The 26,134-nt window shown below is 72.3% G+C and carries 21 protein-coding genes; 14 read left to right on the top strand and 7 right to left on the bottom strand.

Features of this window, described 5'->3' with window-relative positions:
- The first annotated feature begins 221 nt into the window (after positions 1-221).
- Together E1193_RS14970 and uvrC are read left to right on the top strand one after the other, a co-directional pair.
- A complete protein-coding gene (locus tag E1193_RS14970; RefSeq protein WP_132183809.1) occupies positions 222-1,556 on the top strand; it encodes an endonuclease/exonuclease/phosphatase family protein in 1,335 nt (444 codons plus the stop codon).
- Between the two features lie 10 nt (positions 1,557-1,566).
- On the top strand, positions 1,567-3,510 hold the full coding sequence (gene uvrC, locus E1193_RS14965) for an excinuclease ABC subunit UvrC (RefSeq protein WP_132183808.1): 1,944 nt from the start codon (positions 1,567-1,569) through the stop codon (positions 3,508-3,510).
- 190 nt (positions 3,511-3,700) lie between these two features.
- Here uvrC and recQ read toward each other — a convergent pair whose 3' ends face one another.
- Positions 3,701-5,545: a DNA helicase RecQ gene (recQ, locus tag E1193_RS14960; RefSeq protein ID WP_132183807.1), complete on the bottom strand. Its 1,845-nt coding sequence runs from the start codon at positions 5,543-5,545 to the stop codon at positions 3,701-3,703.
- A gap of 120 nt (positions 5,546-5,665) precedes the next feature.
- On the opposite strand from recQ, the gene E1193_RS14955 reads away from it, so the two are divergent.
- Positions 5,666-6,565, top strand: a complete 900-nt coding sequence (locus E1193_RS14955) for an SWIM zinc finger family protein (protein ID WP_132183806.1) — start codon at positions 5,666-5,668, stop codon at positions 6,563-6,565.
- A gap of 131 nt (positions 6,566-6,696) precedes the next feature.
- Here the strand turns inward: E1193_RS14955 and E1193_RS14950 are convergent, their stop codons facing one another.
- Positions 6,697-7,038 carry a hypothetical protein gene (locus E1193_RS14950; protein ID WP_132183805.1) on the bottom strand — a complete coding sequence of 114 codons (342 nt, stop codon included), beginning with the start codon at positions 7,036-7,038 and terminating at the stop codon, positions 6,697-6,699.
- Between the two features lie 325 nt (positions 7,039-7,363).
- On the opposite strand from E1193_RS14950, the gene rapZ reads away from it, so the two are divergent.
- The 8 genes from rapZ to E1193_RS14910 all read left to right on the top strand — a co-directional run bounded on the left by rapZ (position 7,364) and on the right by E1193_RS14910 (position 14,366).
- The gene (gene rapZ / locus E1193_RS14945; RefSeq protein WP_132183811.1) at positions 7,364-8,233 is read left to right on the top strand and encodes an RNase adapter RapZ; all 870 of its coding nucleotides are present in this window, start codon (positions 7,364-7,366) and stop codon (positions 8,231-8,233) included.
- A complete protein-coding gene (gene yvcK / locus E1193_RS14940) occupies positions 8,230-9,192 on the top strand; it encodes a uridine diphosphate-N-acetylglucosamine-binding protein YvcK (protein WP_132183804.1) in 963 nt (320 codons plus the stop codon). Before rapZ ends, yvcK begins: the two co-directional genes overlap by 4 nt.
- 54 nt (positions 9,193-9,246) lie before the next feature.
- Positions 9,247-10,227, top strand: a complete 981-nt coding sequence (gene whiA / locus E1193_RS14935; RefSeq protein ID WP_132183803.1) for a DNA-binding protein WhiA — start codon at positions 9,247-9,249, stop codon at positions 10,225-10,227.
- Between the two features lie 262 nt (positions 10,228-10,489).
- Positions 10,490-11,494, top strand: a complete 1,005-nt coding sequence (gene gap / locus E1193_RS14930; RefSeq protein WP_132183802.1) for a type I glyceraldehyde-3-phosphate dehydrogenase — start codon at positions 10,490-10,492, stop codon at positions 11,492-11,494.
- Between the two features lie 52 nt (positions 11,495-11,546).
- A complete protein-coding gene (locus E1193_RS14925) occupies positions 11,547-12,746 on the top strand; it encodes a phosphoglycerate kinase (RefSeq protein WP_132183801.1) in 1,200 nt (399 codons plus the stop codon).
- Entirely contained in the window at positions 12,746-13,537 is a 792-nt protein-coding gene (gene tpiA / locus E1193_RS14920) for a triose-phosphate isomerase (RefSeq protein WP_132183800.1), read from the top strand. Before E1193_RS14925 ends, tpiA begins: the two co-directional genes overlap by 1 nt.
- Positions 13,538-13,632: 95 nt before the next feature.
- Entirely contained in the window at positions 13,633-13,893 is a 261-nt protein-coding gene (secG, locus tag E1193_RS14915) for a preprotein translocase subunit SecG (RefSeq protein WP_132183799.1), read from the top strand.
- Between the two features lie 128 nt (positions 13,894-14,021).
- Positions 14,022-14,366, top strand: a complete 345-nt coding sequence (locus E1193_RS14910; RefSeq protein ID WP_132183798.1) for an RNA polymerase-binding protein RbpA — start codon at positions 14,022-14,024, stop codon at positions 14,364-14,366.
- Between the two features lie 110 nt (positions 14,367-14,476).
- On the opposite strand, the gene pgl is transcribed toward E1193_RS14910, so the two are convergent.
- The 5 genes from pgl to tkt all read right to left on the bottom strand — a co-directional run bounded on the left by pgl (position 14,477) and on the right by tkt (position 23,029).
- Positions 14,477-15,247, bottom strand: a complete 771-nt coding sequence (pgl, locus tag E1193_RS14905; protein WP_132183797.1) for a 6-phosphogluconolactonase — start codon at positions 15,245-15,247, stop codon at positions 14,477-14,479.
- 130 nt (positions 15,248-15,377) lie between these two features.
- Positions 15,378-16,394 carry a glucose-6-phosphate dehydrogenase assembly protein OpcA gene (locus E1193_RS14900; protein WP_132183796.1) on the bottom strand — a complete coding sequence of 339 codons (1,017 nt, stop codon included), beginning with the start codon at positions 16,392-16,394 and terminating at the stop codon, positions 15,378-15,380.
- A 58-nt stretch (positions 16,395-16,452) separates the two neighbouring features.
- Positions 16,453-19,617, bottom strand: coding sequence for a glucose-6-phosphate dehydrogenase (zwf, locus tag E1193_RS33980; protein ID WP_347877029.1), 3,165 nt, complete (start codon positions 19,615-19,617; stop codon positions 16,453-16,455).
- 75 nt (positions 19,618-19,692) lie between these two features.
- Positions 19,693-20,874 carry a transaldolase gene (gene tal / locus E1193_RS14890; protein ID WP_132183795.1) on the bottom strand — a complete coding sequence of 394 codons (1,182 nt, stop codon included), beginning with the start codon at positions 20,872-20,874 and terminating at the stop codon, positions 19,693-19,695.
- Between the two features lie 16 nt (positions 20,875-20,890).
- Positions 20,891-23,029, bottom strand: coding sequence for a transketolase (gene tkt / locus E1193_RS14885; RefSeq protein WP_132183794.1), 2,139 nt, complete (start codon positions 23,027-23,029; stop codon positions 20,891-20,893).
- 282 nt (positions 23,030-23,311) lie between these two features.
- Here tkt and E1193_RS14880 point away from each other — a divergent pair, with 282 nt between their 5' ends.
- The 3 genes from E1193_RS14880 to E1193_RS14870 all read left to right on the top strand — a co-directional run bounded on the left by E1193_RS14880 (position 23,312) and on the right by E1193_RS14870 (position 25,829).
- Positions 23,312-24,271, top strand: a complete 960-nt coding sequence (locus E1193_RS14880; protein WP_132183793.1) for a heme o synthase — start codon at positions 23,312-23,314, stop codon at positions 24,269-24,271.
- Positions 24,272-24,567: 296 nt separating this feature from the next.
- A complete protein-coding gene (locus E1193_RS14875; RefSeq protein WP_132183792.1) occupies positions 24,568-24,900 on the top strand; it encodes a hypothetical protein in 333 nt (110 codons plus the stop codon).
- Positions 24,897-25,829, top strand: coding sequence for a hypothetical protein (locus E1193_RS14870; protein WP_132183791.1), 933 nt, complete (start codon positions 24,897-24,899; stop codon positions 25,827-25,829). The genes E1193_RS14875 and E1193_RS14870 overlap by 4 nt, the downstream gene beginning before the upstream one ends.
- Positions 25,830-26,134: the final 305 nt, after the last annotated feature.

Raw genomic sequence — 26,134 nt, 5'->3', positions numbered from 1 at the left:
GGGCATGGTGATCCTTAGCGGGGGTGGTGGATCGCTACATGAATAACATTCGGTTACCGGATGGTAAGCGGCTGGCGGTCAATATCGGAAGACGTCAATCAGGCTGTCGTCCGGTTGTTACCCGGGAGTATTGAGCGGCTCGGGTCGCTTGGATAGCCTTCGATCCCACCTCGGCCGGGGTCGCTCGCACCCGGCCCACCCCTCTCCAGATTGGACCGTCGATGAAGGTCGTCCGTCTGCTCGCGTCCGCGGCTCTGCTCGCGGCCGTGCTGCCCCCGTCCGGCCCGGCCACCGCCGCCACCACCGGCACCACGACCACCCCGGCATCCGGGTCGTTCTCCGTGCTCACCTACAACGTCGCCGGCCTGCCGGCCGGGCTCTCCAGCGGCGACCCGGCGACCAACACCCGGCCGATCGGCGAGCGGATCAACGGGTACGACATCGTGCACGTCCAGGAGGACTTCAACTACCACGCCGACCTCTACGCCACCGACCGGCACCCGCACCGCACCCCGACCAGCGGGGGCGTGCCGTTCGGCGACGGCCTGAACACGCTGTCGAACCTCCCGTACAGCGCCTTCGCCCGGGTCAAGTGGAACACCTGCAACGGCACCGACTGCCTCACCCCGAAGGGCTTCACAGCCTCCCGGATCCGGCTGGCCGAGGGCGTCTTCGTGGACTTCTACAACGCCCACCCGAACGCCGGCAGCACCGAGGCCGACCTGGCCGCCCGCCGGTCCAACCTGTCCCAGCTCTCGGCGTTCGTCTCGGCTAACTCCGCCGGCAACGCGGTGATCCTGATGGGCGACCTCAACGTGCGCTGGACCCGCACCGGCGACAACATCCGCGACCTGGTGGCCGCCAACGGCCTCACCGACGCCTGGGTCCGGCAGGAGCGGGGCGGGGTGCCGCCGGCCGCCGGCAGCCCCGCGCTGGTCTGCGACCCGGCGAACGTGACCAACGCCTGCGAGGTGGTCGACAAGATCCTCTACCGGGGCAACCGGCTGGTCCGGCTGGACCTGCGCCGCTACCACAACGAGCACAGCAAGTTCCTGACGCCGACCGGCGGCCCGCTCTCCGACCACTACCCGCACGCCGCCTGGTTCGACTGGGCCCTCGACCCCACGCTGCGGGCCAGCGACACCTGGGGCGGCCCGCACGGCACCCCGTTCACCGACCTCGACGCCGCCGGCCCCCGGGTCACCGGGCTCACCCTGCGCGGCGGCAGCCGGCTCGACCAGGTCGCCCTCACCCTCGCCGACGGGCGCACCCTGACCCACGGCGGCACCGGCGGCACCGCCGCCTCCCTGGCGCTGGCCGACGGCGAGCACGTCATCCAGATCACCCTCAGCCAGGGCAAGAAGGACGGCCGCACCCGGATCTTCTCCGCCCGGCTCACCACCGACCGGGGCCGGGTGCTGGCTGCCGGCACTCCGACCGCCGAGACGGTGACCTTCACCGCGCCGCCCGGTGGCCGGCTGGCCGGTTTCTTCGGCCGCAGCGGCACCGAGGTCGACCAGCTCGGCGTGATCTGGAGTGTCGGCGGCAACGGATAGTCTCGGAGCCGTGGCAGATCCCTCGACCTACCGTCCCGCGCCCGGCACCATCCCCGAGTCACCGGGGGTCTACCGGTTCCGTGACGGCACCGGCCGGGTGATCTACGTCGGCAAGGCGAAGAACCTGCGCGCCCGGCTCAACTCGTACTTCGGCGATCTGCTGGGTCTGCACGAGCGGACCCGGCAGATGGTCACCACCGCCGAGTCGGTCGACTGGATGACCGTCGCCACCGAGGTCGACGCGCTCCAGCAGGAGTTCACCTGGATCAAGCAGTACGATCCGCGCTTCAACGTCCGCTACCGCGACGACAAGTCCTACCCCTACCTGGCGGTCACCCTCGACGAGGAGTACCCGCGGCTGCAGGTGATGCGTGGCGCGAAGCGCAGGGGAGTGCGGTACTTCGGGCCGTACTCGCACGCCTGGGCGATCCGCGAGACCCTCGACCTGCTGCTGCGGGTCTTCCCCGCCCGAACGTGCTCCTCCGGGGTGTTCAAGCGCGCCGGACAGGTCGGCCGGCCCTGTCTGCTGGGCTACATCGGCAAGTGCTCCGCGCCCTGCGTCGGCACCGTCTCCGCCGACGAGCACCGGCGGATCGTCGACGGCTTCTGCGACTTCATGGCCGGGCGCACCGACACCATGGTGCGCAAGCTGGAACGCGAGATGCTGGAGGCCAGCGAGCAGTTGGACTTCGAGCGGGCCGCCCGGCTGCGCGACGACGTGGCCGCGCTGCGCCGGGCCATGGAGAAGCAGAGCGTGGTGCTCGGCGACGGCACCGACGCCGACGTGGTCGCCTTCGCTGACGACCCCCTGGAGGCCGCCGTCCAGGTCTTCCGCGTCCGCGACGGCCGAGTGCGCGGCCAGCGCGGCTGGGTGGTGGAGAAGACCGAGGAGCTGACCACCGGCGATCTGGTGCACCACTTCTGCACCCAGGTCTACGGCGCTGAGCAGGGCGAGGCCGACGTCCCCCGCGAGCTGCTCGTCCCCGAGCTGCCCGCCGACGCCGACGCCCTCGCGGACTGGCTCACCACCCGGCGGGGCAGCCGGGTCACCCTGCGGGTGCCCCAGCGCGGCGACAAGAAGGCGCTGCTGGAGACCGTCGAGCGCAACGCGCGCGACGCTCTCGCCCGGCACAAGCTCAAGCGGGCCGGCGACCTGACCACCCGCGGCCAGGCGCTCGACGAGATCGCCGACGCCCTCGGCATGCGCACCTCGCCGCTGCGCATCGAGTGCTTCGATATCTCCCAGATTCAGGGCACCGACGTGGTGGCCAGCATGGTCGTCTTCGAAGACGGGCTGCCCCGCAAGAGCGAGTACCGCCGGTTCATCGTCCGGGGCGCCACCGATGACCTCTCCGCCATGTCCGAGGTGCTGCGCCGCCGCTTCGCCCGCTACCTCGAAGCCCGCGCCGAGACGGGGGAGATCGGCGAGGAGACCGCGTCGGACCCGGACCGGCCCGGCATCGACCCGACCACCGGCCGGCCCCGCAGGTTCGCGTACCCGCCGCAGCTGGTGGTGGTCGACGGCGGCGCGCCGCAGGTCGCCGCCGCTGCCCAGGCCCTGGCCGACCTGGGCATCGACGACGTGGCGCTCTGCGGGCTGGCCAAGCGGTTGGAGGAGGTGTGGCTGCCCGACGACGAGTTCCCGGTCATCCTGCCGCGCACCTCCGAGGGGCTCTACCTGCTACAACGGGTTCGCGACGAGGCGCACCGCTTCGCCATCACGTTCCACCGGCAGCGGCGGTCGAAGCGGATGACGGAGTCGGCGCTGGACGAGGTCCCCGGCCTCGGCGAGGTACGCCGCAAGGCGCTGCTGCGACATTTCGGCTCACTCAAGCGGCTCGCCGCCGCCACGGCCGACGAGATCACCGAGGTCCCGGGTGTGGGCCGGAGGACCGCCGAGGCGATCCTCGCCGCCCTGGACGGCAGCACCCCCAACGCCGCCGCCACCGACTGACACGTCGCCACGACCCCCGTCCGGCCGATCTCCGTTCGCCGCCGCGTCGCGCCATTGCCGCCGCGTCGCGCCCCGTTTGCGCCCTATGGGGGCTTTCGCGGAGTTGGTCGGCGCGGTATGGGGCAGGTTGAGTGGATCAACGCGCGACCTACCGGTGGGTGGGTGTGTCGGGTGGTGGATCGGTGGCTGGTCAGGTGGGGTCGGCGAGGACGGCGAGAATCTGCTCGCCGTACCGGGCGAGCTTGTTCTCGCCGACTCCGTTGACCCGGGACAGCTCAACCAACGAGCCCGGCGCGTCGGTGGCGATCTGCCGCAGCGTCGCGTCGTGGAAGATCACGTACGCCGGCACGCCCTGTTCCTTCGCGGTCGCTGCCCGCCAGGTGCGCAACCGCTCGAACACTGCGGTGGCCTGCGGGGTCAGGTCGGCGACCATGGTGGCCGCGCCGCGCGGCTTCGCCGACCGGGACGACGCCGGCCGCTCCGGCTCCCGGCGCATGGTGACGGTGCGGCGGCGGCCCAGGACCTCCGCGCTGGCGTCGGTGAGCGCCAGCGTGCCGTAGTCGCCCTCCACCGCAAGTAGCCCCTCGGCGAGTAGTTGTCGGACCACCCCGCGCCACTCCGCCTCGCGCAGGTCGGTGCCGATGCCGAAGGTGCGCAACGAGTCGTGGCCGTACTGGGTGATCTTGTCAGTCTGCTTGCCGAGCAGGATGTCCACGCAGTGCCCGGCGCCGAACCGCTGGTTGCGCTCCCGGTCGAGGCGGTAGACGGTGGAGAGCAGCTTCTGTGCGGGGACGGTGCCGTCCCAGGTCTCCGGCGGATCCAGACAGGTGTCGCAGTTGCCGCAGGTGGCCGCGCCGCTCTCGCCGAAGTACTCCAGCAGCTGCACGCGGCGGCACCGGACCGTCTCGCAGAGCGCCAACATCGCGTCCAGGTGGGTGGCGAGGTTGCGTCGGTGGGCCAGGTCCCCGTCGGATGTCTCGATCATCTTGCGCTGCTGCACCACGTCCTGGAGCCCGTACGCGAGCCAGGCGGTCGACGGCAGCCCGTCCCGGCCGGCGCGGCCGGTCTCCTGGTAGTAGCCCTCCACCGACTTGGGCAGGTCGAGGTGGGCGACGAACCGGACGTCCGGCTTGTCGATCCCCATCCCGAACGCGATCGTGGCCACCATGACCAGGCCGTCCTCGCGCAGGAAGCGCTGCTGGTTGGCGGCGCGGGTGGCGGCGTCCAGCCCGGCGTGATACGGCAGCGCGGCGATGCCGTTGGCGACCAGGAACTCGGCGGTCTTGTCCACCGAGGCCCGGGACAGGCAGTAGACGATGCCGGCGTCGCCCGGGTGCTCGTCGCGCAGCAGAGCGAGCAACTGCCGGCGCGGCTCCCGCTTGGGCACGATTCGGTACTGGATGTTGGGCCGGTCGAAACTGGCCACGAAGTGCCGTGCCCCGGTGAGCTGGAGTCGGGTGGCGATCTCGACCCGGGTGGCGCTGGTGGCGGTGGCGGTCAGCGCGATCCGGGGCACCGCCGGCCAGCGCTCGTGCAGCATCGACAGGGCCAGGTAGTCGGGGCGGAAGTCGTGCCCCCACTGCGAGACGCAGTGCGCCTCGTCGATCGCGAACAGGCCGATCCGACCCCGGTCGAGCAGTTGCTGCACGCCGCGGGTGCCCAGCGCCTCCGGGGCCAGGTAGAGCAGGTCCAGTTCGCCGGCGACGAACGCCCGCTCGACCCGGCGTCGGGCGTCGAGATCCTGCGTGGAGTTGAGGAAACCCGCCCGGACGCCGACCGCGGTCAGCGCGTCGACCTGGTCCTGCATCAGCGCGATCAGCGGCGAGACCACCACCGCGACGCCGTCGCGGACCAGGGCGGGGATCTGGTAGCACAGCGACTTGCCGCCACCGGTCGGCATCAGCACCAGCGCGTCGCCGCCGGCCACCACGTGCTCGACCACCTCCTGCTGGAAGCCGCGGAAGGCGTCGTAGCCGAAGACCCGGCGGAGCACCCCGAGGGCGTCGGCGGTGTCCAGGTCGGTGGGGGAGGACATCGTGGGATTGTACGAGTGGTGGCCGACACCGCCCGCTATCGACCGCGAGCGCCGGCACGGCGACGAGGAGGTTGACGCCCCGTTGCCGGCGGCATCACCCACGCCCGGTTAGATAACCGAATGGCGGTAAGCATCGATATCGACGCCCTCCGGGACGCGGCCGGAGCCGCGGCCTGGGCAGCGGCGGACAAACTACGGGAAGCCGGGCAGCCGGAGGTGATCACGCCGGCGGGCGGGGGAGCGTCCTGCGTGATCCGGGCGACCGGGCAGCCGCCGTACGAGGTATGGGTGGGGATCACGGCTGACGGCTTCACCGCCGAGTGTGACTGCCCGGCCGGTGCCGAGCTGTGCGCGCACGCGGTGGCCGTCACCCTCGCTGCCCTGGAGGACGGCCTCGACTGGTCCTCGGCGGCCACCCCAGCATCGGCCCTGGCGATCGACCCCAGGGTCGCTCAACTGGTGGAACTCGCACGGAGCATCCCCGCCCGACGACTGGCGTTGCTGGTCGCCGAGTGGGCGGCCTCGGATCGCGTGCTGGAGAACCGGCTGCGCGCGCACGCCGGCCAGCTCGCCGCTGTCACCGCCGCCGAGTTGGACGAGATCCGTCGGACGGTCGACAACCTGGCCCACGAGGCGACCAGCGGCGACCGTTGGGATCTGCACGACGTGGAGAAGGCCGGGCGGGCGATCGTCGAGGAGGTCGAGGTGCTTGCCCAACGGCCGCCGACCGAGGAGACGCTGCTGCTGGTCGAGCGGGCCGCCCGCGCGTGGGACGGCCTTGCCGGCTACCTGTACGACGCGTGGGAGACGTACGAGGAGGAACCGGCCGAGATCGGCGGTGCGCTACGGGCGGTCCACGTCCAGCTCTGCGAGCAGGTCCAACCGGATCCGGACGAGCTGGCCGCCCGGCTGGCCGAGATCATCGGGGCCGCCGAGGTCGACTCCTGCCTTGACGAGCCGTGGGACTACCTCGGCGTGCTCGGCCGCCACCGGGTCAAGGCGCTCAGGAACCGCCGCTGACGGCCGTCACGTCAGGTCGCAGGCGGCGTGCCGTGGCCGGGAATGTCGGGCCCGGAGGTGTCGATGCGACGGGACTTCGGTGACTGGTGGGGACGCGACCGGGCCCACCCGGTCGCGTCCCCAGGGGCTGATCAGGCCTCGGTCGGCCGGTTGGCCAGCGCTCGCGGTGGAGCCTTCATCCCCACCACGATGTCGACAATCTCGATGTAGCGGGCCTTGCCGCCCATCCGGAACGCCGTGGCTGCCGCGTTGATCTCCTCCAGGGTGTCCGCCTCCACCATGGTGACCTGGTCGTACCTGCCGTTCACGCCGGTGCAGACCACGTGGGTGAGCTGCTTGGCGAAGCGGGCCAGGTCGCGGGCGTGCTCGTGGGAGACCTCTCGGATGCCCTCCTCGCCGAGGGCGAAGTACTCCGGACTGATCTTCATGAACAGGAAGCCGACGTATTTGTTCTTCGCGGCCAGATCGTGCATGGCGCCCTCCGGTTGTGCGGGCCGTCACCTGCGGCGACCACGCAAAGAATGTGCTCGACAGCAGATCGTGAGCAACGAAACGATCTGTCGGATTTGCGACCGACGCGGTGCCCAGCTCTGCCCGCCGGGCCCGGGCTCGACATCGGAAGGGCGGACCCGCGATCCGCGGGGCGTCGGTGTGGGCGGGCGGACCGGCCGGCCCGGCGGGATAGAGTCGCTGATCGACCATGCGTGGCCGGGCGGACCGGACCAGGCGCCACGGATTCGGGAGTTGCGGGTGAGCGAGGCTCGGACGGCCGACGGGTACGCCCCGGACGGCACGGCGATGACGGAGACGGACACCTCGCTGGTGGTGGTCACCGGGCTGTCCGGCGGTGGCCGCAGCACGGTGGCCCGGGCCCTGGAGAACGTCGGCTACTACGTGGTGGACAACCTGCCCCAGGCACTGCTGCTCGACATGGCCGAGCTGGCGGTCAAGGCCGGCGGCGCCGCCCGGCGTACCGCGATGGTGCTCGACGTGCGGTCCCGGGCCTTCTCCACCGACCTGGCCGGCGCGATCCGGGAGTTGAAGGAGCGTGGCTACTCACCCCGGGTGGTCTTCGTCGACGCCGACGACGAGGTGCTGATCCGCCGGTTCGAGAGCGTCCGGCGGTCACATCCGTTGCAGGGGGAGGGGCGGCTGGCCGACGGTATCGCCGTCGAGCGCGGGCTGCTGGAGGAGGCCCGCGACCAGGCCGACGTGATCATCGACACCAGCCAGCTCAACGTCAACCAGCTCCGCCGCCGCATCGAGGAGCTGTTCGGTGGCGAGGACGCCCGCCGGCTGCGGGTCACGGTGATCTCCTTCGGCTTCAAGTACGGCCTGCCGCCGGACGCCGACTTCGTTCTCGACGCCCGGTTCCTGCCCAACCCGTACTGGGTGCCGGAGCTGCGCGAGCACACCGGGCGGGAGGAGCCGGTCAGCGCGTACGTGCTCGGCCAGGAGGGCGCCGACGCGTTCGTCTCCGCGTACGCCGACCTGGTCGGCGCGACCACGGCCGGCTTCGAGCGGGAGGGCAAGCGCTACCTGACCGTGGCGGTCGGCTGCACCGGCGGCAAGCACCGCAGCGTCGCCATCGCCGAGGAACTCGCCGGCCGGCTGCGGCGGTCCGATCTGGCGGCCAACGCGCAGCACCGGGACCTGGGGCGGGAGTGACCGTGACGAGGGTGGTCGCCTTCGGCGGGGGGCACGGCCTGTCCGCCTCGCTGCGGGCACTGCGGCACACCGCCGGGGAACTCGACCTGGACATCACCGCGGTGGTGACCGTCGGCGACGACGGCGGCTCCAGCGGCCGGCTGCGCGCCGAGCGCGGCGGCCTGCCCCCGGGCGACCTGCGGCAGGCCCTCGTCGCGCTGGCCGGTGACCACCCGGCCACCCGGCGCAGCGCCGGGCTGTTCCAGCACCGCTTCTGCGGCGACAGTGGCGACGGCCTGGCCGGGCACGCGGTGGGCAACCTGATTCTCTGCGGCCTGATGGAACAGCTCGGCGACCCGGTGGCGGCGCTGGCGCACGCCGGCGCGATGCTCGGCGCGGTCGGCCGGGTGCTGCCGATGTCGCCGCAGCCGGTCGGCATCGAGGCCCGGGTACGCGGCACCGACCCGGGGCGGCCCGACGAGGTACGCACCGTGCGCGGCCAGCACCAGGTCGCGGTGACATCCGGCCGGGTGGAGTCGCTGCGGCTGACCCCGGACGCGCCGGCCGCCTGCGCCGAGGCGGTGGGCGCGGTCGGTGCGGCGGACTGGTTGATCTTCGGGCCGGGCAGTTGGTACACGAGCGTACTGCCGCACCTGCTGGTGCCGGGGTTGGCCGCCGCGATCGTCGCCAGCCCGGCCCGGCGGCTGGTCACCCTCAACCTGGCCGCGGAGAAGGAGACCCTCGGGCTCTCCGTCGCCGACCATCTGGCCGCACTGCGCTGGTACCTTCCGCAGCTCACCATCGACTACGTGTTGGCCGATTCGAAGGCGGTGGGTGACCCCGAACCGGTCGGGTGTGCGGCAGAATCGCTGGGTGCCCGGCTGGTCCTCGCCCCCGTCGCCGTCACCGACGGCTCCCCTCGTCATGATCCGGCCGCCCTGGGCGCCGCGTTGGTGCCTGTCCTGGGCGCCGATCGTTAAGCACGTACGTAATCACCGGCGACACGCCGGTACCGGTCCGTGGAGGGGCGCACAATGGCGATGACGGCTGCGGTCAAGGACGAACTGAGCCGGGTCGACGTGCCCAAGCCCTGCTGCCGGCGGGCGGAGATGGCCGCGCTGCTCCGGTTCGCCGGTGGGCTGCACATCGTCTCCGGTCGGGTGGTGGTGGAGGCCGAGCTGGACACCGGGGCGGCGGCCCGACGGTTGCGTCGGGAGATCGCCGAGGTGTACGGCTACCCCAGCGAGATCCACGTGCTGGCCTCGGGCGGGCTGCGCAAGGGCAGCCACTTCATCGTCCGGGTGGTCAAGGACGGTGAGGCCCTGGCCAGGCAGACCGGTCTGCTCGACGTGCGTGGTCGTCCGGTGCGCGGCCTGCCGCCGCACGTGGTGGCGGCCAACGTCTGTTGTGCGGTGTCCGCCTGGCGGGGCGCGTTCATGGCGCACGGCTCGCTGACCGAGCCGGGCCGGTCCAGCGCGCTGGAGATCACCTGCCCCGGGCCGGAGTCGGCGCTGGCCCTGGTCGGGGCGGCCCGGCGGATCGGCATCACCGCCAAGAACCGCGAGGTGCGTGGGGTCGACCGGGTGGTGGTCAAGGACGGCGACGCGATCGCCGCGCTGCTGACCCGGATCGGCGCGCACTCCAGCGTGCTGGCCTGGGAGGAGCGGCGGGTCCGCCGCGAGGTGCGGGCCACCGCCAACCGGCTGGCCAACTTCGACGACGCCAACCTGCGCCGCTCGGCGCGGGCGGCGGTGGCCGCCGCGGCCCGGGTGACCAGGGCGCTGGAGATCCTCGCCGACGACGCCCCCCACCACCTCACCTCGGCCGGGCGGCTGCGCCTGGAGCACCGGCAGGCATCCCTGGAGGAGTTGGGTGCGCTGGCGGACCCGCCGCTGACCAAGGACGCGATCGCCGGTCGGATCCGCCGGCTGCTGGCGCTGGCCGACAAACGGGCCCGCGACCTGGGCATCCCGGATACCGAAGCGGCCGTCACGCCGGACATGCTCGTGGTCTGATGGGACGGTGGGCCGGCATGGTGCGAGTGGGATCACCACCCGCCGCAGCGCGGCGGCGCACGCTCGGATAGGGTCGCTGCGTACGGCAAGGGGGCCGGCACAGGCACTCCTCGCCGTGCTCACCGCCTCCGGCGGTCAGGTCCTCACGACCGCGGCGGGGTGGCCGAGATGAAACGTCAACGGCCGGCTCCAACGGTCGGCGAACACACCTCCGCCGGCCGGGGTCTGACGCCGGCGGACAAAACGCGAGGAGATGGGACCTGTGACCATCCGGGTTGGCATCAACGGCTTCGGCCGCATCGGCCGTAACTTCTTCCGGGCCGTGCTGGCGTCCGGCGCCGACATCGAGGTCGTGGCGGTCAACGACCTGACCGACAACGCGACGCTCGCCCACCTGCTCAAGTACGACAGCATCCTGGGCCGCCTCCCGCACGAGGTGAAGGCCACCGCCGACGAGATCACCGTCGGCGGCAAGACCATCAAGGCGTACGCCGAGAAGGACCCGGCGAAGCTGCCGTGGGGCGAGGTCGGCGTGGACGTCGTCATCGAGTCCACCGGTTTCTTCACCGACGGCACCAAGGCGAAGGCGCACGTCGACGGCGGGGCCAAGAAGGTCATCATCTCCGCCCCGGCGAAGAACGAGGACGTCACGGTCGTCATGGGTGTCAACCACGACCAGTACGACCCGGCCAAGCACACCATCATCTCGAACGCCTCCTGCACCACCAACTGCCTCGCCCCGATGGCCAAGGTGCTGCACGACACGTTCGGCATCCAGCACGGTCTGATGACCACCATCCACGCGTACACCCAGGACCAGAACCTGCAGGACGCGCCGCACAAGGACCTGCGTCGGGCCCGGGCCGCCGCGCTCAACATCGTGCCGACCTCGACCGGCGCCGCGAAGGCGATCGGCCTGGTGCTGCCGGAGCTGAAGGGCAAGCTGGACGGCTACGCGCTGCGCGTGCCGATCCCGACCGGCTCGACCACGGACCTGACGGTGAACCTCAACCGTGAGACCACGGTGGACGAGGTCAACGCCGCGATCAAGGCCGCCGCCGACGGCCCGCTCAAGGGCATCCTGGTCTACAACGAGGACCCGATCGTCTCCGCCGACATCGTCACCGACCCGGCGTCCTGCATCTTCGACGCGCCGCTGACCAAGGTCGTCGGCAACCAGGTCAAGGTCGTCGGCTGGTACGACAACGAGTGGGGCTACTCGAACCGCCTGGTCGACCTGGTCAAGCTGGTCGGCAGCTCTCTGTGAGTGCGAGGAGTGAGCTTGCGAGCCTCGCAGTCACGAACGGGAGGCTGGCTCTGTGAGCATCCGTAACCTCGACGACCTGCTCGCCGAGGGGGTGTCAGGTCGGCGCGTGCTCGTGCGCGCCGACCTGAACGTCCCACTCGACAAGCAGACCGGTGAGATCACTGACGACGGCCGCATCCGCGCGGTCCTGCCGACCCTGGGCGCGCTGGTGCAGGCCGGTGCGAAGGTGGTCGTCTGCTCGCACCTCGGCCGCCCGAAGGGCGCCCCGGATCCGCAGTTCAGCCTCCGCCCGGTCGCCGGGCGGCTCGGTGAGCTGCTCGGCGCGCCGGTGCACTTCGCCGCCGACACCGTCGGCGACTCGGCCCGCGCCACCGTGGACGCGCTGGCCGACGGCCAGGTCGCCCTACTGGAGAACCTGCGCTTCAACGCCGGCGAGACCAGCAAGGACGACGCCGAGCGGGGCGCGTTCGCCGACCAGCTCGCCGCGTTCGGCGAGGCGTACGTCGACGACGCGTTCGGCGCGGTGCACCGCAAGCACGCCAGCGTGTACGACGTGCCGGCCCGGCTGCCGCACGTGGCGGGCCGCCTCGTCCTGCGCGAGGTGGAGGTGCTCTCCAGGCTGACCGGCGAGCCGGAGCGCCCGTACGTGGTGGTGCTCGGCGGGTCCAAGGTCTCCGACAAGCTGGCGGTGATCGAGGCGCTGCTGCCGAAGGTCGACCGGCTGTTGATCGGCGGCGGGATGTGCTTCACCTTCCTCAAGGCCCAGGGCCACGAGGTGGGCACCTCGCTGCTGGAGGAGGAGATGGTCCAGACCTGCCGCAACCTCCTGGAGCGCGCCCCCGGCAAGATCATGCTCCCGGTCGACGTGGTGGCCGCGGACGCCTTCGCCCCGGACGCCGCGCACGACACCGTCCCCGCCGACGGCATCCCGAGCCACCGGCTCGGGCTGGACATCGGGCCGCGCACGGTGGCCGGCTTCGCCGCCGTGCTCTCCCAGGCGAAGACGATCTTCTGGAACGGGCCGATGGGCGTGTTCGAGATGGCCGCGTTCGCGGCCGGCACCCGGGGGGTCGCCGAGGCGATCACCAAGGCCGACGCGTTCAGCGTGGTCGGCGGCGGTGACTCCGCCGCGGCGGTGCGTGCCCTGGGGCTGGACGAGTCGTCCTTCGGGCACATCTCGACCGGCGGTGGCGCGTCCCTGGAATACCTGGAGGGCAAGACCCTCCCCGGCATCGCGGCCCTGGAGAACTGATGGCGAGCGTCACCCGCCGGCCGCTGATGGCCGGCAACTGGAAGATGAACCTCAACCACCTCGAGGCCAACCTGCTGGTGCAGAAGCTGGCCGCGAGTCTCACCGAGAAGCACCTCACCGACGTCGAGTGCGTCGTCCTGCCGCCCTTCACCGACCTGCGCACCGTGCAGACCGCGGTGGACGGCGACAAGCTGCTGATCGGCTACGGCGCGCAGGATCTGTCGCCGTACCAGTCGGGCGCCTACACCGGGGACATCTCGGGTCCGATGCTGGCGAAGCTGGGCTGCACCTACGTGGCCGTCGGCCACTCCGAGCGGCGGCAGTACCACCACGAGGACGACGCCCTGGTCAACGCCAAGGTGGCCGCCGCGCTGGCGAACGGGCTCACCCCGATCCTGTGCATCGGCGAGGGGCTGGAGATCCGGGAGCAGCTCAAGCACGTGCCGCACTGCTGCGACCAGCTCGACGCCGCTCTGAAAGGGCTCACCCCCGAGCAGGTCACCAAGGTCGTCGTGGCGTACGAGCCGGTCTGGGCGATCGGCACGGGCAAGACCGCGACCCCTGACGACGCCCAGGAGGTGTGCGGCGAGGTCCGCAGGCGGCTGGTCGAGACCTTCGACCAGCCCACCGCGGACCAGGTCCGCATCCTCTACGGTGGGTCGGTGAAGTCCTCGAACGTGGCCGCGATCATGGCTCAGCCGGACGTGGACGGGGCCCTGGTGGGCGGTGCCAGCCTGGACGCCGAGGAGTTCGCGAAGATCTGCCGGTTCCCGGAGCACACCGCGCGCTGATCGCTCGCTATCCTTGACTCCGCCCGTCCACCGGCCGGTGCCGCCGTGCCCGACCTGTCCGGGCGAGGATCGTAACGAGAGGACTGACCCCAGCCATGCCGATCTGGTTCGCATACACGTTGATCGTGTTGCTGGTCATCACGAGCGTTCTGCTCACCCTGCTGATCCTGCTGCACCGGGGTAAGGGCGGCGGGCTTTCCAGCATGTTCGGCGGCGGCGTCAGCTCCAGCCTGGCCGGCTCGTCGGTGGCCGAGAAGAACCTGGACCGCTACACCGTTCTGGTGAGCGTCGTCTGGTTCGCCTGCATCATCGGGCTGGGCCTCTGGCTCAAGCTCGCGCTCAACGGCGGGGCCTGATCTCGTCGGAGTCTCGGCGTACAATCTGCGCGCGGTCCGTTACGGACCGCGCGCAGTTCTGTTGTGCACCGCGTCTCCGCCGTCATCCTCCGGGCGGTGGTCCCCTCCGACGACAGGAGCGAATTGCTGTGCCCAGTGTCAACATCATCCGGGGTGCGCGGGTCGGGTCGGCCCCCGAGCGTCCCGCCGAGCGCTACGAGCTGGCGCCCCGCCGACCGGTGACCTACTGGTGCCGCAACGGGCACGCCACCGAGATCAGGATGGCGGTGGACGCCGAGACCCCGACGCTCTGGGACTGCCCGCGCTGCGGTCTGCCCGCGGGCCAGGACGCGGAGAACCCGCCGGGCCGGGTCCGTCCGGAGCCCTACAAGACCCACCTGGCGTACGTGAAGGAGCGGCGCAGCGACGCCGAGGGGGAGGCGATCCTGGCCGAGGCCCTCGCCGCCCTGCGCCAGCGCCGCGGCCGGAGCTGAGACGACCGGCGTCCCGCGCGCTGCGGCGCCGAGCTGAGCCCCGCGCGCTGCGGCGCCGGGCGGAGACGACGGAGCCCCGACCGCAGTGGTCGGGGCTCCGCCACGTCGGCTCAGCGCAGGCTGCGCGAACGCGGCGGCACGTGGGCCGCCGCCGCCCGGTCCAGCAGCCAGAGGGTACGCACGACCCCCTGTACTCCCGCCGCCGGCAACTGCCTGGGCCCGGCCCCTGCCAGCGCCATGCCGACCGCCCGCGCCTTGTCCCCGCCGCTGGCCACCAGCCAGACCTCCTCGGCGGCATTGATCGTGGGCAGGGTGAGGGTGGTCCGCACGGGCGGCGGTTTCGGGCTGCCCCGCACCGCGCTGACCGGCCGGGTGTCGTGGTGCACCGGGTGTTCGGGGAAGACCGAGGCCACATGCCCGTCCTCGCCGACGCCCAGCATCAGCACGTCGAAGTGGGGAAGCACGGCGTGACCGGGGCGGGCCGCCCGGGCCAGTTCCTGAGCGTAGGCGGCTGCGGCCGCCTCCGGGTCCGCCCCGGCCGGGCCGTCGGAGGCCGGCATCGGGTGCACCCGGGCCGGGTCCAACGGCACAACGTCCAGCAGCGCCGCCCGGGCCTGCGTCTCGTTGCGCTCGGGGTCGCCGGCGGGCAGGAAGCGCTCGTCGCCCCACCAGACGTCCACTCTGGTCCAGTCGACCGCGTCCCGGGCCGGCAGCGCCGCAACCGCCCGGTACACGGCCGCGGCGATCCGCCCGCCGGTCAGCACCACTGAGGCCTGACCCCGGTCCGCCTGCGCGTCGAGCAGCCTCACCACCAGCCGGGCCGCCACCGCCTGCGCCAGCAGGTCGGCGTCGGCGTGGACGGCAACACTCGCCTCACTCATGGGTGCCTTCGTTTCCGGACCACGTCCACGCGGTCCCTGTCGTCGTGCCCGGCAGCCGGTCGACCCGTTCCGTCGCGGCCGTACCCGCCCGGTCCGTGCCGGCGACGACCGTCACCGGCACGGGCGGCGGTCAGTGGTTCGCGCTGGTGCCCGCGTGGGCGGTCACCCCGGCCTCGGCGCGTCGTGCCGTGGCCGGATCCTTCCAAACGTGCACCCGTTGGGCGGGGCGCTGCTCCAGGCCGGTCAGTCCGGCCGCGGCGCCCAGCGCCTCGGCGTACACCTGGTCGGCGTCGAGCCGGCGCAGTTCCTCGGCCAACTCGTCGCCGAGCGGGCGACGCACCAGTGGCAGCATCCGGTCGTCCTGGCCGGTACGCCGGAACGTCGCCACGCTGTCGTCGCGGGTGAGGTTTAACTCGTCGCCGTTGGCGCAGCGCAGCTGCACCTCCCGCATCCGGGGGTACGCCTCGGTGTGCTCCCACCGTGGGTCGATGCCGAGCCGCGCGGCCAGCCAGCCGCGCATCAGCGCCGCCGTCGGGTCGGTGCGCGGCGCGACCACCGTCGCCTCGGTGACCTGGGCCTCGGTGGTATCGAACGCCCCGGCGACCAGGGTGCGCCACGGGGTGATCCGGGTCCACGCCAGGTCCGTGTCGCCCGGGGCGTAGTCCCGGGCCCGCTGCCGCAGTGCCTCGATCGGGTCGGCGGCCTGCGCGGCGTCCGTGATCCGCCGGTCGGCGACCACCCCGAGGAAGTCGGTGGCGATCTCGTCCGGTGGCTCGCCGTGCCACCAGGTGACCACCGGGACGTCCGGCACCAGCAGCGGCATCACCACCGACTCGGCGTGCAGGGCCAACCGGCCGTACATCCGGGTCACCACGGCCTCGCACGGGCCGAGCCGGCCGCCGACGACGATCTCCGCGTCCAGCCGGTTGCGTTCCCGCTCGACGTCCGATCGGACGACGACCAGCAGCCGGCACGGGTGGGCCGCGGCGGCGATGGTGGCCGCCGCCTCTGCCTCCCGGACCCGCTTCTCGTCCACCACCACGATCAGGGTGAGGGCCATACCGCTGGCCACTCCGCCCGCGCTGCGCCGTTCCGCGGCGAGCGCCTTGACCACCTCGTTGCCGGTGGTGTCCCACAGGCCGATCACTGGAGCCTCCCGCTCTGTTCGCTTCGACTCTCCACGGCCGCCGTGCGGCGGAGCCCGTTCACGCCCGCCGCCAGGCGCGGCCCTCGCGGGCCAGCATCTCGTCGGCCGCCCGCGGCCCCCACTCGCCGGCCCGGTACGGCTCCGGCTTCGTGCCGACCCAGGCGTGCTCCAGCGGGTCCACCACCGCCCAGCTCTGCTCCACCTCGGCGGCGTCCGGGAACAGCGTCCGGTCACCGATCAGCACGTCCAGCACCAGCCGCTCGTACGCCTCCGGGCTGGACTCGGTGAACGCCTCGCCGTACTGGAAGTCCATCGCGATGTCGCGGACCTCCATCGTGGTGCCCGGCACCTTCGAGCCGAACTTCAGCACCACGCCCTCGTCCGGTTGCACCCGGATGACCAGCTGGTTGGGGCCGAGCGACTCCATGTCGGCGGCGTTGAAGGGCAGGTGGGGGGCCTTCTTGAAGATGACGGCCACCTCGGTGACCCGGCGCGGCAGCCGCTTGCCGGCCCGGATGTAGAACGGCACGCCCGCCCAGCGGCGGTTCTGGATGCCCAACTCGACGGCGACGTACGTCTCGGTGGTGGAGTCCGCCGGCACGCCCTCCTCGTCGAGGTAGCCGACCGCCCGCTGACCGCCGACCCAGCCGGGCAGGTACTGCCCACGCACGGTGCCCCGGGAGATGTCCTTCGGCAGGGTGATCGCCTTGAGCACCTTCAGCTTCTCGGCCCGGATCTCGTCGGCGTCGAAGCTGGTCGGCTCCTCCATCGCCACCAGGGCGAGCAGCTGGAGCAGGTGGTTCTGGAGCACGTCGCGGGCGGTGCCGACCGAGTCGTAGAAGCCGGCCCGGGTGCCGATGCCGACGTCCTCGGCCATGGTGATCTGCACCGAGTCGACGTACTTGGAGTTCCACAGCGGCTCGAAGAGGTTGTTGGCGAACCGCAGGGCGAGAATGTTCTGGACCGTCTCCTTGCCCAGGTAGTGGTCGATCCGGAACACGTCCTGGCTGGTGAAGACGTCGTCGACGAGGTCGTTGAGCTCCTTGGCCGAGGGCAGGTCGTTCCCGAACGGCTTCTCCACCACCACCCGGCGCCAGCCGCCGCACTTCTCGTTGTCCGCCATGCCGGTGCGGGCCAACTGCTTGAGCACCACCGGGAAGGCCGCCGGGGGGATGGAGAAGTAGAAGGCGGCGTTGCCGTGGATGCCGTGGCTGTCGCGCAGGTCGTCCAGGGTGCGGGCGAGCCGGTCGAAGGCGGCGTCGTCGTCGAACGAGCCGCCGACGAACTTGATGTTGCCAGCCAGCCGGGACCACACCTCCTCCCGCCACGGCGTGCGGGCGTGCTGCTTCGCCGCCTCGTGGGCCAGCGACTCGAAGTCGCCGTCGCCCCAGTCCCGCCGGGCGAAGCCCAAGACCACGAACCCGGGGGGCAGCAGACCCCGGTTGGCCAGGTCGTATACCGCCGGCAGCAACTTCTTCCGCGCCAGGTCGCCGGTCACCCCGAAGATCACCAGAGCGCAGGGCTCCGGGATCCGGGGGAGTCGTCGGTCCTGCGCGTCGCGCAGCGGGTTCACGCCGCCTCCTCGCTCGGTCTGGTTCATGTCGTCCATCGTCCCGTCCGCCATCGTGCCGATCGCTTGCAGCAGCTGTGCCAGGCCGGTCGGTCGGTCGGTCAGGTGCAGCCGCAGCACCGGCCGGCCCCGGTCGGCCAGCGCCTGTCGGTCGCCGGCGGCCTGCGCCGCCTGCAACGTCCCGAAGGAGTACGGGCGGCCCGGCACCGGCAGATCACCGTCCACCGCACCGGTGACCTGAAGATAGCCGCCCACCGGCGGCCCGCTCGGGTCGTACCATTCGGTGGAATGCGGCAACCGGCCCCATCCGAAGGTCACCGGCCGCCCGGCCGCCCGTGCCAGCGCCGGCCGCAGCCGGGCCGCGTCGGCGTCGGCCACCCGGTCCAGGTACGCGGTCACGGCCAGGTGGCCGCCGTCGTCCACCCCGTGCACCAGGTGGCGCAACACGCCGTGGAGATCGGTCGGGGCGCCCGGCGGGGCGAACACCTCGACGGCGCCCTCGGCGAACGACGGCGTCGACGGCCCGGCGGACGTGGCCAGGTGGGTGTCCGGTGCGTCGACGGCGTCCGGCGGGTCGATGCCGCGCGCCGCCGCGGCGACCGCCGTCGCGTACTCCCAGGCCACGAGGTGTGCGCCGAGCGGGCCGGTGACCGCGAGGTCGGCGGCGCACCCACCACCGGGGACCGCCCCCGCGGCCAGGGCGCCGCCGTAGCTGAGGGTCAGCACGTCCGGCCCGTGCACGCCGGGCGCGTCCGGGGACTCCATCGGCGCCGGCCGGATCTTGGCCCCGGTGAGCAGCTGCGCGACCCAGGCACCGAGGCCCTCCAGGCCGGTGCCGTCGGGGACCAGCGCGACGGTGTCCCGCCCACCGGTGGCCGCCGCGGCCAGCGCCGCGCCCAGCGCCAGGGCCGGATTGTCCTCGTCGCGGGCCAGTGATGCCGCGAACGCCTCGGCGTCGTCCAGCACGGCGGCCACCTCGGCCCCGGCCAACGCGGCCGGGACCAGGTCGAGCGCGGTCAGCGCCGGGTACCGGCCGTCGGCTCGCGGGTCCACCGGCAGCACCAGCACGCCCGACTCGTCGGCGGTGGCCGCCAGCGGCGAGCCGGGTGTGGTCACCACCACGAAGTGCCGGGCCGCCTCGGCCTTGATCATTCCGGCGCCCAGGAACGCCCGCCAGTACGCCCGGCCCAGAGCGTCGACCGCCACCGAGTCGCCGCGCGGGTCGGCCAGCACGACCACGCTCCGGTCCAACCGGTCGGCCAGCGCCGCGCGCGCCCGTCCGGGGTCGGTGCCGTCGAGCACGGTCAACGGCCGCCCCAGGGTCCGGGCCATGGCCTCGGCGGACAGCGTCGTGCCGGCCGGCCCGGCGAGCACCACGTGGTCCAGGTCGCCCAGTTCGGCGACCAGTTCGGCGAGCTGCGCGAGTAGCTCCCGGCGGCTGCTGGCGGCGTCCGCGGGGGCCGGGCCGGACGCGGCCGTGACCCCGGCCGGTGTCGGCTCGACCAGCTCCTCCCGGTCCGGCCCGGTCAGCCGCGCCGGGAGGCCGCGGGCGACGAGTTCCGCCCGTAGCGCCGCGGCGCCGTCGACGCCGTCGACGCCGTGCACGGCGAACCCGGCGGTCGCGACCGCCGGGTCGGCCATCAGGTCAGTCATGTCGCCGTCCGTCCGGGCTCGGCGGTGGCGTCCCGCGCCGCGGGGCGACGCCCCGCGGCGCGTCCGACGCCATCGTCACGCGTTGCCGCCGGCCTGGGCGGCGGCCTGCGCGTTGCTCTTCGCGGCCGCGCCCGGCCGACCGGTGCCCTTCGCCGCCTCGGCGAGGGACTTCCGCAACCCGTCGAGCAGCTCCTCCCAGCTGGCCTCGAACTTCTCCACGCCCTCGCGCTCCAGGGTGGCGATCACGTCGGTCATGTCCACCCCGACCGACTCCAGCTCGGTGAAGACCTGCCGCGCCGCGTCGTACGAGCCGGTGATGGTGTCGCCCCGGGTCTCGCCGTGGTCGGCGTAGGCGTGGATCACCGACTCGGGCATGGTGTTGACCGTGCCGGGGGCGATCAGCTCCTCGACGTAGATGACGTCCCGGTAGTCCGGGTTCTTGGTCGAGGTCGAGGCCCACAGCGGCCGCTGTGGGTGGGCGCCGGCGTCGGCGAGGGCCTGCCAGCGGTCGGAGGAGAACACCTCGCCGTAGCGCTCGTAGGCGAGCTGGGCGTTGGCGACGGCGGCCTTGCCGCGCAGCGCCTTGGCCTCGCCCGAGCCGATCTTCTCCAGCCTCTTGTCGACCTCGGAGTCGACCCGGGAGACGAAGAAGGAGGCCACCGAGCCGATCTTCGACAGGTCGTGGCCGTTCGCCCTCGCCTGCTCCAGGCCGGCGAGGAAGGCGTCCATCACCTGCGAGTAGCGGTCCAGGCCGAAGATCAGCGTGACGTTCACGCTGATCCCCTCGGCCAGGGTCGCGGTGATCGCCGGCAGGCCGGCCTCGGTCGCCGGGATCTTGATGAACAGGTTCGGCCGGTCCACCAGCCACCACAGCGCCTTGGCCTCGGCGACGGTCTTCTCCGTCTCGTGGGCCAGCCGGGGGTCGACCTCGATGGAGACCCGGCCGTCGACGCCGTTGCTTCTGTCGTACGAAGGGCGCATCACGTCGCAGGCCCAGCGCACGTCGTACGTGGTGAGCATGCGGACGGCCTCCTCGACGTCCACGGCCCGGGTGGCCAGGTCCCGCAGTTGCCAGTCGTACTCGTCGGCGTCGCTCAGCGCCTTGGCGAAGATGGTCGGGTTGGTGGTCACCCCGGCCACGTGCTTCTCCCGGCGCAGCTGGTCCAGCCCGCCCGAGCTCAGCCGCACCCGGGAGAGATCATCGAGCCAGACCGCCACGCCCGCGGCGGTGAGTTCGCTCAGCCTGTCCGTCGTCATGCCGTTCACGCTCCCCTCAGTTGCCGGTCGTGAAACCGGTGATGTCGCCCATCCGGGTCAGCGCCGCGTGTGCGGCGGCCACGATCCGGTCGGGGGTGAACCCGAACTGTTCGAAGAGCATCGAGTGCGGTGCGCTCGCGCCGTAGTGCTCCAGGCTGACGGTCTCGCCGCAGTCACCGACGATCGCCTGCCAGGACATGGCGATGCCCGCCTCCACGCTCACCCGGGCCTTTACCCCGCGCGGCAGGACCGACTCCCGGTACGCCTCGTCCTGGGCGAAGAACCACTCCTGGCAGGGCATCGAGACCACCCGGGTCGGGGTGCCGTCGGCCTCCAGCCGCTCCCGGGCGGTGAGGCAGAGCTGCACCTCGGAACCGGTCCCGACGATGATCACCTGCGGCTTGCCGCTGGACGCCTCGGCGAGCACGTAGCCGCCCCTGGCCACGCCCTCGGCGCCGGCCAGCTGCTCGCGGTCCAGCGTCGGCAGCGCCTGCCGGCTCAGCGCCAGCGCGGTCGGCCGGTCGGTGTGCTCCAGCGCCTGCCGCCACGCCCAGGCGGTCTCGTTGGCGTCGGCCGGCCGGACCACGTCCAGGCCGGGGATGGCGCGCAGCGCGGTCAGGTGCTCCACCGGCTGGTGGGTCGGGCCGTCCTCACCGAGGCCGATCGAGTCGTGCGTCCAGACGTAGACCACCGGCAGCTTCATCAGCGCGGCGAGCCGCACCGAGGGGCGCATGTAGTCGCTGAACACGAGGAAGGTGCCGCCGTACGGGCGGGTGCCGCCGTGCAGGGCGATGCCGTTGAGGATGGCGCCCATGGCGTGCTCGCGGATGCCGAAGTGCAGCGTGCGGCCGTACTCGTGGCCCGGGAAGTCCTTGGTGGCGTGCACGGCCGGGATGAACGACGGCTCGCCCTTCATGGTGGTGTTGTTGCTCTCGGCCAGGTCGGCCGAGCCGCCCCACAGCTCCGGCAGTACCGGGGCGAGGGCCTCCAGCACCTTGCCGGAGGCGGCCCGGGTGGCGATGCCCTTGGCGTCGGCGGGGAAGGTCGGCAGGGCGTCCGCCCAGCCCTCGGGGAGCACCCGGCCGGCCATCCGGTCGTAGAGCGCCTTGCGTTCGGCGTTCGCGCCGGCCCACGCGTCGAATGCCTGCTGCCACTGCCGCTGGGCGGCCTCGCCGCGGCTCATCACCTGCCGGGCGTGGCCGAGCACCTCCTCGTCGACCTCGAAGGTCCGCTGCGGGTCGAAGCCGAGGATCCGCTTGGTGGCGGCCACCTCGTCGGCGCCGAGCGCCGAGCCGTGGATCTTGCCGGTGTTCTGCTTGTTCGGGGCGGGCCAGCCGATGATGGTGCGCAGCGCGATGAAGGAGGGGCGGGCGGTCTCCGCCTTGGCGGCGAGCAGCGCCCGGTACAGCGCCTCGACGTCCTCGTGGTAGTCGCCCTGGTCGGCGTCGCCGGCCCGCCAGTCGACCGTCTGCACGTGCCAGCCGTACGCCTGGTAGCGGGCCGCGACGTCCTCGCTCTTGGCGATCCGGGTGTCGTCCTCGATGGAGATCTCGTTGTCGTCGTAGATCAGGCAGAGGTTGCCCAGCTGCTGGTGCCCGGCGAGGGCGCTGGCCTCGTGGCTGATGCCCTCCTCGATGTCGCCGTCGGAGGCGATGCACCAGATGTCGTGGTCGAAGACCGAGGCGCCCGGCTCGGTCTCCGGGTCGAACAGGCCGCGCTCGCGGCGGGCCGCCATCGCCATCCCGACCGCGTTACCCAGGCCCTGGCCCAGCGGGCCGGTGGTGGTCTCCACGCCCGGGGTGTGCCCGTGCTCCGGGTGGCCGGGGGTGAGCGAACCCCACTGCCGCAGCGACTGCAGGTCCTCCAGGCTCAGCGGGTATCCGGAGAGGAAGAGCTGGATGTAGAGGGTGAGGCTGGAGTGGCCGGCGGAGAGGACGAACCGGTCCCGACCGGGCCAGTTCGGGTCGGCCGGGTTGTGCCGCATCACCCGGTTGAAGAGCAGGTACGCCGCGGGCGCGAGGCTCATCGCGGTGCCCGGGTGGCCGTTGCCGGATTTCTCCACGGCGTCCATGGCCAGCACGCGGACGGTGTCGACGGCCCGGCGGTCGAGGTCGGACCAGTTGAGTGCGGGGTGCTCGGGTCGGTTGGCAGCCACGATGGTTGTGCTCCTCGGCAGATGGGCGGAACCCTCACTGGTGACCCTATCGAGCGGCCGTAAACGTCCGCCCGAGGATCTCTGCACGTACCTGGGTACGTGCCTGACACGGTGATCGTTCAGGGTCGGGTGGGGGGTGTTCCACCGAAGGTGTGACGGCTCGCACCGTTGACGGGTCGCCCGGGCAGCCAAAACGACGCCGCGTAGGCTGTGGGGCGGTGTGTGGGCCCGGCCGGGTCCGGCCGCCCCGTCCCCCCTGCCGAAGCCGGAAGGTGGCAATCCGTGAGCATGATCACCGAGCGCCCCGTCAGCAACTCTGCCGGGCAGCCGCCGGTGCGCACGGTGGTCGAGGAGCCGGCGACACCGCGCCGCGACGTCCGGGCCGTGGTCTCCGCCTACGTCGCGCTGACCAAGCCGCGGATCGTGGAGCTGCTGCTGGTGACGACGGTGCCGGCGATGATGCTCGCCGACGGCGGGATTCCCTCACTCTGGCTGGTGGCGGTGGTGCTGATCGGTGGCTCGCTCGCCGCCGGCGCGGCCAGTGTCCTCAACTGCTACATCGACCGGGACATCGACCAGCTGATGCGGCGCACCAAGCGTCGGCCGCTGCCCGCGCACACCGTGTCACCGCGCAACGCGCTGGTCTTCGGGCTGGTGCTGGCGGTGGTGTCGACGGCGTTGATGGCGGCGCTCACCAACCTGCTGGCCGCCGCGCTGACCCTGGCCGCGATCGTCTACTACGACCTCGTCTACACGCTCTGGCTCAAGCGCACCACCACGGCGAACACCTTCTGGGGCGGGGCGTGCGGGGCCGCGCCGGTGCTGATCGGCTGGGCGGCGGTCACCGGTTCCCTGGCGCCGCAGGCGTGGGTGCTGTTCGCGGTGGTCTTCTTCTGGCAGATGCCGCACTTCTATCCGCTCGCCATGAAGTACAAGGACGACTATGCCCGTGCGGGCATTCCGATGCTGCCGGTGGTCGCCTCGGCCCGCCGGGTCAACGCGGAGATCCTGGTCTTCGCCTGGCTCACCGTGCTCGCCTCGCTGGCGCTGTGGCCGATGGGGATGAGCCTGGTCTACGGTGTGCCGACCCTGGTGGTGGGGGCCCTCTTCCTCGTCGAGGCGCACCGGCTGTGCCGCCGGGTGACCCGTGGCGACGCGGTCAAGCCGATGCGGTTGTTCCACTGGTCGACCACCTACCTGACCATCCTCTTCGCCGCAGTCGCGCTCGACGCGCTGGTCTGACGCCCGTCGACGCGCTGGTCTGACACCCCCGCCGACGGGCGTCGTCTGACGCTCGTCGGCGGGCGGGCCGCCTTCTCAACCGAACGGCACGCGGGTTCCCGGGATTCTTTCCCGCTCCGATGGCAGAGCCAGAAATCCGACAGATTAGGCGTACTCGGACCGCCCGTTTCCTCCCCTCCTTTCCGGCAAGTCCGGGCGAATCCCCTCTGCTTTTCCTCAAACCCGTTCGTAATTGGCATCACAAAAGGTTCATCGTTCTCGCGCGCACGGGTGCGTCTCTGCTTAGGCTGCGCGTCATGGCAGATGGTTCCGATACAACGCTGACGACTGAGCAGAGCGCGGAGCAGGCCCCCAACGGCTTGGTCGCCGGCATCAAGTCGTTCGCCGCCGGGCACGGTGGCGCGAAGGCGGTCATCGAGTACGTCGGCAAGCGGGGGGCCCGGATCGTCCTCGTCGGTTCCGACGGCGAGTGGGCCGACCAGTTCGCCGACGACACCGTCGTCGCGCGGCAGGCGTGCGCCAAGGCGGGCGTCACGGTGGAGAACGCCTGGGAGCGCGAACTCATGGACCAGATGCGTCCGAGCAACGACCTCTGGCGGTCGATGGCCCGGCGCACGATGGCCCGTTGAGAGATGTCGTGACGCACCACCAGTCGGCCCGGGGTGAACCCCGGGTGGCTCTCGTCACCTGCGACCAGCTCACCGACCTCGACCCCGACGACCGGCTCGTGCTCGCCCCGCTCGCCGACCGGGGCATCGCCGTCGACCCGGCCGTCTGGGACGACCCGGACGTCGACTGGCCCGCGTACGACCTCGTCGTGCTCCGTTCCCCGTGGGACTACGCGCTGCGCCGTGACGAGTTCGTGGCCTGGGCGGAGACGGTGCCGCAGCTGGTCAACCCGGCCGACGTGGTGCGCTGGAACACCGACAAGCGGTACCTGGGCGAGCTGGCCGCCGCCGGCGTCCCAACCGTGCCGACCTCCTGGGTCGAGCCGGGAGCGGACTGGACGCCGCCGGCCGGTCCCGGCGAGTACGTGGTCAAACCGGCGGTCAGCGCCGGCAGCCAGGACACCGGTCGCTACGACCCGGCCGACCCGGAACACCGGGACCTGGCCATCGCGCACGTGCGTCGGCTCTCGGCGGCCGGGCGGGTCACCATGGTTCAGCCGTACCTTGACGCCGTGGACACGGCGGGGGAGACCGCGCTGCTCTTCCTGGCCGGTCCGGCCGGCCTGGCCCACAGCCACGCCGTCCGCAAGGGCCCCATGCTGGACGGCCCGGACCTCGGCGTCGAGGGGCTCTACAAGCCCGAGCGGATCAGCCCCCGCGACGCGACGCCGGAGCAGCTGGCCGTCGCCGAGCGGGTCTTGGCCGCCGTGCCCGGCGGGAGGCACCGTCTGCTCTACGCCCGGGTGGACCTGATCCCCGGGCCGGACGGCACGCCCGTCCTGGTGGAGCTGGAGCTGACCGAACCGTCGCTGTTCCTCGGGTACACCGACGGCGCCCCCGGCCGCCTCGCCGACGCGATCGTGGCCCACCTGGCCCGCCGCGCGTCCTGACCCCGCAGACCCGGCCTCGCCGCAGGTGCCTCGCCGCGGTGCCCTGGGACGCTCACGACGTGCGCCCGCTCGCGGTGTCGGCGGTTCTGGACGTCCCGATCTGCGCCGTCTTGCGAGGTCCGGCCGGGCGAGGCGCAGAGCGGCGCGGTGCCCCCGGCGCGGCCCTGCGCGGGGCGGCTCAGCCCGGCTCAGTCGGCGCGGGGTGGCTCAGCGGCCGGCGGAGTGGCGCGGGACGGGCGGCCTGGCCGCCTTCCGGATGCCCCGATCTGCGCCATCCTGCGAAAACCGCCCGCCCGCCCACCTGG

Origin of the sequence: Micromonospora sp. KC606 (assembly GCF_004348675.1) — a bacterium.
Classification (GTDB): domain Bacteria; phylum Actinomycetota; class Actinomycetes; order Mycobacteriales; family Micromonosporaceae; genus Micromonospora.
This window is presented reverse-complemented; position numbering and strand designations above follow the sequence as displayed.